Raw genomic sequence first — 12,905 nt, forward strand, 5'->3', positions numbered from 1 at the left:
ATGCTATGCGATCAGCCGATTCCAATAGCACATGATGTAGATTGGTCAGAAGTTTACACTGTGCCTATAGTTGCCTCAAATGAACCATTAGAAAACACCAGTGTGTTAACTGAACACGGTGTTTTTACTTCAGCGGAATATTATTTGCAAGGCATAAAAGGTGCTTTAGATGTTTGTTATGTCCGTGAGGGTTTAATACATCGCTTACAACATGCGGCATCTTGTTTACCTGAAGGTGTGCATTTATTGGTGTTAGATGGTTGGCGACCGTATGCGGTTCAAATGGCATTACGGCAATCGTTTGCCACGCATATCCAGCAACAATATTCAGACTTAAGTACCCAAGATCAACAGCATATGCTCAATCAGTTTGTTGCACAGCCAAGTACAGATGTAACTCAACCGAGCCCACATTTAACGGGTGGCTCGGTTGATGTTACGTTATGTGATGCTATGGGAAATGCACTTGATTTAGGTACAGCATTTGATGAAATCTCTGCCCAGAGTTATAGCCATGCTTTTGAGGGTAGCCAGTGTATACAAGTACAACAGCATCGGCGTATGTTGTATTGGAGCATGATCCAAGCAGGATTTAGTAATTTGCCTTCAGAGTGGTGGCATTTTGACTATGGTAATCAGCTTTGGGCACATCATTATAATATGCCTGCAGCACATTACGGCATGGTCGGTGTATAGCTTTGCATGATTTAGATCTGTTGCTGTAAGTGACTGATCATCTCATCAACTGATTTAATTCGTTTCACCACTTGCCATAAATCTTGGGCTTCAGGGTAGGCCTTACTCATCATGCCAAGCCATTGTTTGTAGCGTCCGACCATAGCAAGTTCAGTTTTACTTGGCCCTGTTAAAAATTGGACTTGCAGTTCAATCAGTTCAGACCATGTGAGTAACCTTACATGTGATTGCTGTCGAATGCATTGGGTTAAGTCTGGCGTGGTTACAGCACCACGACCGAGCATGAGGTCAGCACAACCTGACTGTTCATGGCAGGCAACAGCATGTTGGTAATTCCAAATTTCACCATTGGCAATGACATTAATTTTTAATGCCTCTTGAATGGGGTGTATTTTCTCCCAATATGCAGGTGGCGTGTAGCCATCAGCTTTAGTACGTGCGTGTACAGTGAGCCAATCTGCTCCTGCATCTTCAATGGCATGGGCATTTTCTAGGGTATGATTTTCATCTAAATAACCTAAACGCATTTTTGCAGATACAGGAATATGTGTGGGTACAGCATCTCGTACAGCTTTAACCAGAGTGTGTATCACCTCGGGCTCATCAAGCAGAACTGCACCGCCTTTGTGTTTATTGACGGTTTTGGCTGGGCAACCAAAGTTGAGGTCAATGGCAGGTGCACCGAGTGCCACAGCACGTTGCGCATTAGTAGCTAACATGGTTGCATCGTTTCCTAAAAACTGTACATGTACAGGCGTACCTGCTGCGGTCTTGCCATCGTTTTTGAGTTCAGGGCAATAGTTGTAATACACATGGTCTGGTAAAATACTATTGGTCACTCGAATAAACTCGGTCACACACCAATCAAAATGTCCAACCCGTGTCAGTACATCTCGCATGACTGGGTCTGTTAGTCCCTCCATTGGGGCTAAAATGAGTTTCAAAGTGACTCCATAAATACACAAAAAGCAAAAATCAATTATATCGTGTGAGTAACTAAAAAGTCGTCTTATTAACGCCCTAAAATAACTTCTAGAATAAATTTACTGCCAATAAAGCCCAGAGCGAGTAATAAAAAACCACTAATGGTAAAGCGAATGGCTTTTTGACCACGCCAGCCAAACTTAAAATGTCCAATCAGCAATGTGGCGTAGACAAACCAAGAAATAATACTAAAAATCGTTTTGTGGGCAAGGTGTTGTTGTATGAAGTTGTCGACCATGAAAAAGCCAAACAATAAAGCTGCCGTGAGGGTAATAAACCCTGTAATGAGCATGTCAAAAAGCAGTGACTCCATGACTTGTAAAGGGGGGAGTAGATTGACCCAAAGCCGTTTTTGTTTCTTTTTTAGTTCTTGGTTTTGCAACCACATCATGATGGCTTGAATGGTGGCCATGAGTAATACGGCATATGAAGAAAGCGACAATATAATGTGTAAATCTAAACCAAAGGCATGTTCACTGGCATATTGATTAGGCTGACTAAACACAAAGCCTGCAATTAAGCCACTGGCAGCAACAGGAATGCCGAGTAAATTAAGGGCAGAAACAGGTCGGTAACTACTATACAACACACTCAATACAAGCATGAGTCCAGAGGTAAATGACAATAAATTAAACACATCATAGTTAATGCCATTTGCCGTGACCATGTCGTTACGCAACACATACGCATGCAACACCAGTCCAATCAGCAAAATAATTGCCATGAACAATGTATTGGCTTTGCGTTTTGCCACAAGATGCATAAAGGCATACCAAAATCCTGTGGTATAAGCCACAAGAGCGAGTATTGTGTACACCAATGGAAGACTGATCATGTCAAACCTTTGTTACAATGATGAATATTCATGCTATACGATATAAATTTTGAGAGAACTCAAGTATCCTATAGCAATTAATGCATAAATTTTCTATTTTGAAAAAGATTTTTTTGCAACAGACCATTTAAAGCGGAATTTGCAATGTTTGATACCTTAACAGAACGACTCACGCAGAGTCTAAAAAATGTCACTGGTTCTGGCCAACTGACTGAAGACAACATTAAAGATACCTTACGTGAAGTACGTATGGCACTTTTAGAAGCAGACGTCGCTTTGCCTGTGACTCGTGAGTTTATTGCAAAAGTCAAAGAGCAAGCACTCGGCCAAGAGGTTATGACGCAACTGTCACCGGGTCAAGCGTTTGTCAAAATTGTACACGATGAGTTAACCCAGATGATGGGTGAAGAAAATAAAAGTCTAGACCTTGCAGCCAAGCCACCTGTGGTCGTGCTACTTGCAGGCTTACAAGGTGCGGGTAAAACCACGACTGCTGCTAAATTGTCACGCTACTTAAAAGAGCGTCAAAAGAAAAAAGTCATGACGGTATCTGCCGATGTTTACCGCCCTGCGGCGATTAAACAGTTAGAAATGGTATCGAATGAAGTAGGTGCAACCTTTATTCCATCAGATCCGTCAGAAAAACCGATTGATATTGTAAACCGCGCCATTGAGCAGGCGAAGATTCAATTTGCCGATGTACTGATTGTTGATACGGCAGGTCGTTTACACGTTGATGATGACATGATGGACGAAATTAAGTCATTACATCAAGCCGTGAACCCGACAGAAACATTGTTTGTGGTTGATGCCATGACGGGGCAAGATGCGGCCAATACAGCCAAAGCTTTTAATGATGCTTTGCCGTTAACGGGCGTGATTCTTACTAAAACAGATGGTGATGCACGAGGTGGTGCTGCATTGTCTGTACGTGCCATTACGGGTAAGCCGATTAAATTCTTGGGGATTGGTGAAAAGCTTGATGCATTAGAGCCATTTCATCCAGAACGTATTGCTCAACGTATTTTAGGTATGGGTGATGTACTGTCTTTGGTCGAAGAAGTTGAACGTAAAATCGACAAAGACAAAGCCGAAAAAATGGCGAAAAAACTGCAAAAGGGGGGGAGCTTCAACTTTGAAGATATGCTCATGCAGTTTGAGCAGATGAATAAAATGGGCGGCATGATGGGCTTCTTAGACAAATTGCCAGGCATGAGTAATGCAGGTATGCAGCAAGCACTTGAGCAAGCAAACCCAGAAAAGCAAGTGAAAAAGATGCAGGCGATTATTCAGTCAATGACGGTGAAAGAGCGCCGTAACCCTGATTTAATGAACCCAAGTCGTAAAAAGCGTATTGCGGCAGGTTGTGGTACAGATGTTGCTGAAGTGAATAAACTGATTAAGCAACATACACAAATGGCTAAAATGATGAAAAAATTTGCTAACCCAAGTGGTATTAGCAAAATGATGCGTTCATTAAGTGGTATGCAAAAACAGTTTGGTGGTGGCGGTGGTGCAGGGCCATTATTTAGTGATAAAAGTAAAAAATAGGTAAATAGCTTAAGGAGGCCTGATCATGCGAGTGATTGAGGCCTTTTTTATATTGTTTATTTAATTGTTCTAATTAATATAAATTAATTGTTTGTTTTTTGTGCTATATTGTTATGGGGATATATAGCCTAATAGGGGAGTTAGGTCATTCTTACTCAAAGATAAAAAGATAACTATTAAGAAAAGGTTTTCAGTTTGCGTTTGAATAATACATAGTTGAGTGTTTACATGGATATCACACGATCTTTATTACTGAGTTACCCACTGTCCATTTTCTCAATGTCTATTTTGCTTTTTTTAACCTATTTTTTTGTGGGTAAAGCAGTTTATTTAATAGAGTTAAGTGTCGCTTTTGCGATGATGAGTTTGGGGATAGCGATTCAACAGCTACATTATCCATCTGTTTTGTCATTAAACATGGGTTTGAGTGGTGTTTGTTTTTTAATTTTTAGTTATTTTTTTGCAAGAGGTATAGTGTCCCTTGACCATAAAAAACTAAATGTTTGGTTGAGTTGTAGCATTCTTATCTTGGCTTTAGCACTGAGGTTTTTTTCTGCTCGTGATGCAGATCAGGTTGAATTTTGTTATTCAGTGATGATCTTAAGTGTTTATATTCCATTGATTATTTTTATTGGTTTGGCGCTGTGGAAGGTGAGACATTTATTTTTTGGCAATATTTTAGAAAAGATTTGGCTTTTAGTAATAAGTGTTTGGTTTTTATCTACTCTTATACGTTTAGCTTACTTTTCCTACTCTCCAGATATGTTGAAAATTCTTTTTTTAGGGAATAGCAATACTTTTTATGGGGATTTCATAGAATTACAGCACGTGTTTTATGGTCTTATTTTACTGTTTAGCATTCTAACTTTACTGGTTGCGATTAAGCGCTTGGTTTTTGATATTAATCGTAAAAGTCGCTTAGATGGTTTAACAGGAGCCTATAATCGTTTAGGCCTGCATTATTTTATAGAATTCAAATTACCCAAACTGCAATCATTCAGTTTAATTATGCTAGATATTGATTTTTTTAAGGCAGTTAATACACGTTATGGTCATCCGATTGGCGATGCTGTGATTAAAGAAGTAGTGCTATTGATCAACAAGCATTTGTCGAATGTTGAGCATCAAACGATACGACTGGGTGGGGAGGAGTTTCTCATTATCTTACCTACCATAGTGGTGCCTCAACTGGTTGAAATTGCTGAGAATCTACGTGAATATATTGAAAAATATGACTTTTTACATCTTGCTGATGATTTAACAATTACAGTCAGTATAGGCATTGGTGAATATGATGCTAGTTCATCTTTCCAAGATGCCTATAAAGATGTGGACTCAAAACTTGCAGTTGCTAAACAAAGTGGCCGAAATCAAGTGGTTGGCCTTGTTTGATGTTGCTGTTTTACATAACACTGTAAGCCTTGTAATAATAAGTCTGGTATGACCAGTGGGTTAAAAGCTGCTAGATGTTGTGCAAATAATGGTGCATCTCCCCCCGTTAAAATGAGTGTTTGATTAGGCCTATGTTGCATGACTTTTTCAATACTACTCACCAGCCCTAATAAAATGCCATGATGAACACAGTCAATGGTGTTTTCCCCAGGGGTAAGTATTTGAAAGGCTGAATCTGGAATTTTAATGCCTTTGGTATTTTGAATGAGGGCATCTCGCTGTAAATACAAATTCGGTAAAATATAGCCTCCCAAGTGTTGCATATCTTCTATTAAATCAATGGTGAGGGCGGTGCCACAACCAACCACGCAATAGTTCTGTTGTGGTTTAGCAATAGCAAGCATTTGTAGCCAACGGTCAATGCCAAGTTGTGTGGGTACATGATAACCACAACGTAGGCCTGCACAGGTTTTGTCTACTTGAGCAAAGATGATTGGACAATTGAGTTGTTGTAATGTTTTGGCAATCTGGTTGTTATTACGGGTGTCTAGAACTGAAGAGATGCCAATGTGGTCGATCTGTTGTTTTTTAAAATAACGTAATAAACCTAACAGTAGATCGGCAGGTGATTGTAAATGTAATTCAGCCAAATGATCTATGATCTGGTCATGCTCTGTAATCCAATATTTAAGCCGTGTGTTGCCAATATCTAGCCAAAGACTTTTCATAAACTGTGCCTATCTTATGGTGTTGTTTTGCTTGGGCGTAAACGGCCTTGGTAAAAACAATGTATTTGATCTGGTGTTTGAATGCGTACAGCCCCATCTTGTTGTATGCCTAAAAAAATACCATTTTGTACGCCGTGTTGGTGTTCAAAGTCGACTTTTTGATCTTTAAAGTGTGCAGACTGGTTAAAGCGGTGGGCAAGGTTTTGACTATTGTGGTTAAACCATTGTCCTGCATGTTGTATGGCTAAATATAGATCTGCAATCACTTCTAGTCGGCTATAGGCCAAGTGTCCAATTTGAGTGAGGGCTGTGGTTTTTTGATCAAGATTTTGAAGCGTTGGGTGTGAAAAAAGATTTATGCCAATGCCGACAATCGCCTGTGTGGTTGAAATGGGTTCAACTAAAATTCCCCCCCATTTACCTTGTGCGCTGTATAGGTCGTTTGGCCATTTCACAGAAAGATCAAACCCGTCTAAACAAGGCATGTGTAGCACATTTAAAGCCACTTCAAGTGCGAGTCGTCCATCTAAAGGGCGTGTGGTTGAGAGTAGAGTGCTTAAATAAATATTACCCTTAGGAGAGACCCAATCACGTTGGTGTTGGCCTCGTCCTTGTGTTTGAGATTCACTACAGACTAAAATACGCTGAAACCCTTGTTTAGCAAACATTTTCACATCATCGTTGGTTGATGTTGTGCTTTGCTTTAATAAAACAACATCAGGTGCATAGGCACTCGACTCAAGATGGGCTTTTAAGGTGGCGGTATCTGAGATCATTTAAACAATACATTGCAGGGGATAGTTGTGGAGTTAATCATATATTTGGCTATTGGTGCAATTGCAGGATTCACCGCGGGGCTATTTGGTGTGGGCGGTGGTTTAATTATTGTACCCATTTTATATATTGTGTTTCGTCATCAGGGGTATCCGAGTGATGTACTGATGCATTTGGCCTTAGGGACATCTTTAGCCACGATTATGGTCACGTCCATTAGCTCAATTATGGCACATCATAAGAAAAAAGCGGTGCTATGGCCTGTGGTGAAAAATCTTGCGATAGGATTGTGTTTAGGCTCATTTTTAGGGGCAGGCGTTGCCGATTTACTGCCGAATTATATATTGCAGGCCGTGATAGGTTTATTTGCCATGAGTCTGGCATCAAAAATGTATTTTAATAAAAAGGCAGAGGTTGACCAATCACGCACGCTACCTTCGGCTTTGTGGCAAGGTGGTGCAGGGGTCGGTATTGGTATTGCTTCAGCGATTTTTGGTATTGGCGGTGGTTCTTTGACTGTGCCATATTTAAATCGGCATGGTGTGGTTATGCAACAAGCCGTTGCGACATCAGCCGCTTGTGGTTTTCCAATTGCTGTGGCTGGTGCAATCGGTTTTATGTGGTTTGGTCATCATGGTAGTGTGAATTTGCCACATGCCATTGGCTATGTGCATGTATATGCTTTTATTGGTATTAGTTGTATGAGTTTTATCACTGCAAAGCTAGGTGCAAAACTCGCACACCGTTTATCACCCCGTGGCTTACAGTGTTGTTTTGCTGCCATGTTGTGTGTGGTGGGCTGTTACTTTATTGTTCAGGCATTACAGCAGATGCGATAAAAGTGGCAATTGTTGTTGCGACCTCAATGGCATGCTGGGCAGCAAAATGATGGTCTGATGCTTCTATAATATGCAGTTTGGCCTGTGGTAAATACTGTTTTAAGCGTGTGGCAACAGTGAGTGGGCTAATGGGGTCTTGATTGGCCCAAATAAGTAAAACGGGCTGTTGAATGTGCTTTAGCAGTGTTTGATAATTTGTTGTGTTTTCAGTGAACCAGTGCGGTATGGTCGGGTTGTCTTTTTTGTAGTGTGCCCGCCAGTCTGTGATGTCTAGACCATGAAGGTTGATCCCACCAGATGTAGCGACCAAGACCAATGCCTGTACCAATTGTGGGTTTTCAAGGGCATGACGAATGGCAAATAGTCCACCCATAGATTGTGCAACAACAATGCCTTTTTTAGGCATGTGTTGAATGACATGGTCACTCAACTGTTCAAAATTTTGAATATGCGGTAAGGGCGGTGTATTGTGAAACGCAGGATAAGCCACCACTTGGCAATCATGCATGGGTAAATGCTTAATTACAGGTTGCCAAAAAGTAGTATTCCCCAATGCACCAGGTAAAAAATAGAGAGTGTGATTCATATTATCTTTGCTGTATTTTTAATCGAAAAGTGGTTTGAGTTATGCTTTATTGTATAAATCTTTGATTACTCTAGCACGAGGTACTGACACAGACCTATAGATATGGCTTAAAATACCGCAAAATTTATGCGAACACCGAGAACCCATGCGTTTAAGCAGTTTAAAAATTTCAGGCTTTAAATCATTTGCTGATAAAACCACATTGCACTTTAAAGCCAATCGTAGTGCGATTGTTGGCCCAAATGGCTGTGGTAAGTCAAATGTGATTGATGCAATACGTTGGGTGATGGGTGAGTCAAGTGCACGCCAGTTGCGTGGTGGCAACATGCAAGATGTGATTTTTACAGGCACAGCAAAGCGTAAACCTGTGGGTATGGCCAGTGTTGAGTTAAAGTTTGATAATACCGAAGGCAAACTGGGTGGTCAGTACGGAGCATACACTGAACTGGCGGTGCGTAGACAAGTTACACGAGAAGGTAAGTCTGAGTACTTTTTAAATGGCACACGTTGTAGACGCCGTGATATTACCGATATTTTTTTAGGCACAGGGCTTGGCCCTCGTTCGTATGCCATTATTGAACAAGGCATGATTAACCGATTGGTTGATGCCAAGCCCGATGACATGCGGGTGTTTATTGAAGAAGCCGCAGGTATTTCTAAATACCAAGCCAGACGAAAAGAAACCTTACAGCATTTAGAGCATACCTCGCAAAACCTAGCCCGTTTAGAAGATATTGCATCAGAGTTAAATCATCAGCTAAAAACACTGAAAAGACAGTCAGAGTCAGCCCTAAAACACAGTGAGCTGAGCCAAGCGATTCATCAGCACAAAGTAGATATACTGTCTTTTCAATGTCAGCAAAGCCAACAACAGCAACAACAGCATATTGCTGAAATGGATATTTTAAGTGCACAGTTTAAACAAGCACGTATAAACCTCAAAGAGACAGAAGAGCAATTATCACAACGTAGTCAGTTATTTCAAAAGTTGCTTGAGCAGTCGTCCCCTTTACAGCAACAGTGGCAGACAGCAGACCAAAAGCGTTTACACATGTCATTGCAACTCGAACAACAGCAAAAAGAATGGCAACAATACACCACACAGTTAACGGCCTTACAACAACAATATGCAGATGTAAAACAACAGATTAAGCACTTAGATATTCAGCTAGATGATGCATATGCCAACCAAGAGCCATTACAGCAACAGTGCCAACAGTTGAAACAACAACAGCAACAATTAGAGCAAGATGGAAAAACCACAGAGCAAGACTATAAACAAGTGGCAGAAGACTATCAAAACATCAAACAGCAATATGTGCAGTATCAGCAACAGCAACAACAGTTGCAAAACCAGCTTGAGCAGTTAGATAAAAACCTGCTCAGAATGCAACATCAGCAAGAAACCATGTTGTCACAAACACAGCGTATGCAGTGCTCAGAGCAAGAAAGCTGTCAGTCTTTACAGCAGCAACATCAAGATGCGTTGTCGCACGTGGCTCTGACAGAGAAAATTTTACAAGATGACGCAAGTAAGTTAGAGCAGATTCAAAAGCAAACAGATGATGCTAAACACCAGCATGATGAGTTAAATATACAACTCAAAGCACTTACGGTTGAACAAAGCCATTTAAGTAAACGCATGCAAAAACGTGCAGGTGCGTCATCTGAGCACACTTTATTGCAAGCTTTACAGTTACAGCCACAGGCGAAACCGTATGCCAATTTGATTGAGCAATGTCTGGCAAATTGGTTGGGCGCAGATGTTTTAACGACAGAGCAGGCCTATCAATCTAATATTGCAAGACAAATCAAAGTACATCAAACCATACAGACCATGCCAAATACGCAAAAAACACTGGCAACATGGGTTCAAGAACCGCAGTGGTCATGGTTAGACAATATATGGCTTGCCGATGACTTAAATACAGCACTGACTCAACAGGCACAACTACAAACAGGTCAAAGTATACTCACGCTAGATGGTTATCATGTGGGGGTAGATTGGTTGATTGCGTTATCTTATGATAATCAAGCACAGCATGCAGGTATTTTGAGTGATCGAGTACGTTTCGAGCAGATTGAAGAACAGATAATTGGCTTAAAACAGCAAGTACAACAACATGCTGATGTACTCAAAGGCAAACAAGAAACATTGCAGCAACACAAGCAAGTTATCCAGGCACAGCAGTTGCAGTTAAAACAGCAACAAGCTCAGGCACAGACATTGGGTATTTCTGTAGCAAAAGCACAAAGCACAGAGCAGGCACAGAAACAGCAGAAACAACAACTTGCAGAGCAGGTTGCACAGTTGAATGTACAAATTGAAGAAGATCGTATGCAAAAAGATGATCTAGAAATAGATTGTCATGCATTGGGGCTGAAAATTGAGCGTTTAGCACCGCAGTATCAAACTTTACAACAGCAATATAACGACTTAGAGCAACAGCAAGAGCAATCTCGTGAGCAACAACGGGTGACTCAACAACAGTATTTACAGTTGCATCAGCAAATGACAGATCATCAGCGTCAGGTTGAACTCTTAGAAAAAGATTTAGCTTTTGCCAAAATGCAACAGGTGCAATTAAAAAGCCAAATCGATAGCATACAGCCACAGCTTAATGTATGTGAGCAACAGCTACCACAACAGCAAGAGGACTATGACGCACAACACCAATACGTGCAGACCTTACAAAAGAAATGGGACGCTTGGCAACTTGAACTCAATACAGCACAGTCTGAGCAAAATGCACTGACCGAGCAACGCCATGTGCAAGAGCAACAAGAACAACAGCTCCGAGAAAAGCTAGAAGCACAGCGTTTGGCATGGCATCAGGCCAAGTCCGACTATGAGCATTTTTCGGAACAACTCAGTACACTTGATCCAACAGCATTACCCGAAGCGAATATTGATTTAGCACAGCATCAGGCCAACTTAAAACAGTTACAACAGCGTTTTGAGAAATTAGGGCCTGTCAATTTGGCAGCTTCAGAAGAGTATCTTGAAGTCCAAGAGCGTTATGAGGTTTTAAAGCACCAAATAGATGACCTAGAGCAAAGTGGTGAGCAGTTAAAACAAGCCATGAAAAGCATAGATCAAGAGACCAAAAAACGCTTTATGAGCACGTTTGACCAAGTCAATGCTGAATTAAAACAACTGTTTCCAAAAGTATTTCATGGTGGTGAAGCCAGTTTAAGCCTTGAAGAAGACTGGCAGTCTGGGGTTAAACTGATGGCACGACCGCCAGGTAAACGAAACAGCTCACTGGCATTATTGTCAGGTGGTGAAAAGGCACTGACCGCTTTGGCCTTGGTTTTTGCAATTTTCAGATTAAACCCTGCGCCGTTTTGCGTTTTAGATGAAGTTGATGCACCATTAGATGACGCAAATGTGCAACGTTTTTGTAATCTGGTAAAAGAGCTTTCCGAACAGGTGCAATTCGTTTACATTACACATAATAAACTAGCCATGACCATGGCAACCGATTTACTTGGTGTAACTATGCCAGAACCAGGGACATCAGCACTTGTTACGGTCAATTTAGAGCAAGCAAAAGAACACGGTTTGGTTGCGGAGTCCTAAAAACATGGAACAAAATACACTGATTGGCATTGTGATTGCCGTTTTAATTATTATTTTTGCCTTATATTTGATTTTAAGAAAACCAAAGGCAGATGAACCATCACTTGATGGTGAGCTACAAATTAATGCTGAAAGTAACCAACCTGTATTGCCTAGATTTGTTCGTCAAAAGTTAGATGCTGAACCAAGTGAACAAAAAACAGATACAGATGAAAAAGTTTTAGATCCAGTACAAGCTGAAAAAGAAGCACCGCTTGTACAAGAGCACACTGAAAACACAAAAGAAGCTGAAACTGAGGTTACATCTGAAACCAAAGAACCTGTGTTGGACGATAAAGCATCTAAGCAAACGCAAGATGTTGAATATAAGCTGAATCCACACATGGAAAAAGCCCAAATTCAGTCATTTGAAGATGACAGTGCCATTTTAGATCAGCATTTACATGAGCAACAACGTGTTGATGATGAAAGTGCCTTAGCCACTGCTAAAGAAATTATTGCTTTAAATGTGTATCCAACGTATCAGCATGTACTGTCAGGTGAAAAAGCATTAAAAGCATTACTCAAATATGGACTCCGTTTTGGTGAACTATCATGTTTTCATCGTCATGAAGAAACAGATACACCAAGCTCGCTCATGTTTTCGGTGCTGCGTATTACCGAAGAAGGCCCTGTTGGTTTTGACTTAGAAAGCCTATCTACTGAACAAATACATGGTTTAGCATTCTTTTTGGCCTTGCCACACCCCCATGCACAGCAAGGTTTTGATATGATGGTCAGTATTGCAGGGCTGATTGCTCGTGATGTTGGTGGTAAAGTGTTTGATGAAAATAATGTTGAACTGTCGCCACAGATGAAAGAGTATTTACGCCATCAAGTAATTGACTTTAAATAAGTTTTATTTGATGAAGTGTTGAGTTTTATTGTTTAAGGTGGA

At 40.8% G+C, this 12,905-nt stretch carries 11 protein-coding genes; 6 read left to right on the forward strand and 5 right to left on the reverse strand.

Annotated elements, in window-relative coordinates:
• Positions 1 to 696, forward strand: coding sequence for a M15 family metallopeptidase (locus I2F31_RS00845; RefSeq protein WP_195769085.1), 696 nt, complete (start codon positions 1 to 3; stop codon positions 694 to 696).
• A gap of 11 nt (positions 697 to 707) precedes the next feature.
• Here I2F31_RS00845 and I2F31_RS00850 read toward each other — a convergent pair whose 3' ends face one another.
• Both I2F31_RS00850 and I2F31_RS00855 read right to left on the reverse strand, forming a co-directional pair.
• Entirely contained in the window at positions 708 to 1,640 is a 933-nt protein-coding gene (locus tag I2F31_RS00850) for a tRNA dihydrouridine synthase (protein ID WP_195769084.1), read from the reverse strand.
• Positions 1,641 to 1,708: 68 nt separating this feature from the next.
• On the reverse strand, positions 1,709 to 2,515 hold the full coding sequence (locus tag I2F31_RS00855; RefSeq protein ID WP_195769083.1) for a cytochrome C assembly family protein: 807 nt from the start codon (positions 2,513 to 2,515) through the stop codon (positions 1,709 to 1,711).
• A 144-nt stretch (positions 2,516 to 2,659) separates the two neighbouring features.
• Between I2F31_RS00855 and ffh the strand changes: the two genes are divergently transcribed.
• Positions 2,660 to 4,066 (forward strand): signal recognition particle protein, encoded by a 1,407-nt coding sequence (gene ffh / locus I2F31_RS00860; protein ID WP_195769082.1) that lies wholly within the window; start codon positions 2,660 to 2,662, stop codon positions 4,064 to 4,066.
• Positions 4,067 to 4,378: 312 nt separating this feature from the next.
• On the forward strand, positions 4,379 to 5,458 hold the full coding sequence (locus tag I2F31_RS13405; protein WP_195773294.1) for a GGDEF domain-containing protein: 1,080 nt from the start codon (positions 4,379 to 4,381) through the stop codon (positions 5,456 to 5,458).
• Here I2F31_RS13405 and I2F31_RS00870 read toward each other — a convergent pair.
• Positions 5,437 to 6,186, reverse strand: a complete 750-nt coding sequence (locus I2F31_RS00870) for a type III pantothenate kinase (RefSeq protein WP_195769080.1) — start codon at positions 6,184 to 6,186, stop codon at positions 5,437 to 5,439. The two genes, I2F31_RS13405 and I2F31_RS00870, sit on opposite strands and share 22 nt — an antisense overlap.
• A 14-nt stretch (positions 6,187 to 6,200) precedes the next feature.
• The gene (locus I2F31_RS00875) at positions 6,201 to 6,962 is read right to left on the reverse strand and encodes a biotin--[acetyl-CoA-carboxylase] ligase (RefSeq protein ID WP_195769079.1); all 762 of its coding nucleotides are present in this window, start codon (positions 6,960 to 6,962) and stop codon (positions 6,201 to 6,203) included.
• 27 nt (positions 6,963 to 6,989) lie between these two features.
• On the opposite strand from I2F31_RS00875, the gene I2F31_RS00880 reads away from it, so the two are divergent.
• Positions 6,990 to 7,799 (forward strand): sulfite exporter TauE/SafE family protein, encoded by an 810-nt coding sequence (locus tag I2F31_RS00880; protein ID WP_195773295.1) that lies wholly within the window; start codon positions 6,990 to 6,992, stop codon positions 7,797 to 7,799.
• On the opposite strand, the gene I2F31_RS00885 is transcribed toward I2F31_RS00880, so the two are convergent.
• Positions 7,768 to 8,385 carry an alpha/beta fold hydrolase gene (locus I2F31_RS00885; RefSeq protein ID WP_195769077.1) on the reverse strand — a complete coding sequence of 206 codons (618 nt, stop codon included), beginning with the start codon at positions 8,383 to 8,385 and terminating at the stop codon, positions 7,768 to 7,770. The two genes, I2F31_RS00880 and I2F31_RS00885, sit on opposite strands and share 32 nt — an antisense overlap.
• A 145-nt stretch (positions 8,386 to 8,530) precedes the next feature.
• On the opposite strand from I2F31_RS00885, the gene smc reads away from it, so the two are divergent.
• A complete protein-coding gene (smc, locus tag I2F31_RS00890; RefSeq protein WP_195773296.1) occupies positions 8,531 to 11,968 on the forward strand; it encodes a chromosome segregation protein SMC in 3,438 nt (1,145 codons plus the stop codon).
• Between the two features lie 4 nt (positions 11,969 to 11,972).
• On the forward strand, positions 11,973 to 12,863 hold the full coding sequence (locus I2F31_RS00895; protein WP_195769075.1) for a cell division protein ZipA C-terminal FtsZ-binding domain-containing protein: 891 nt from the start codon (positions 11,973 to 11,975) through the stop codon (positions 12,861 to 12,863).
• Positions 12,864 to 12,905: the final 42 nt, after the last annotated feature.

Origin of the sequence: Acinetobacter rathckeae, from assembly GCF_015627125.1 — a bacterium.
Lineage (GTDB): Bacteria > Pseudomonadota > Gammaproteobacteria > Pseudomonadales > Moraxellaceae > Acinetobacter > Acinetobacter rathckeae.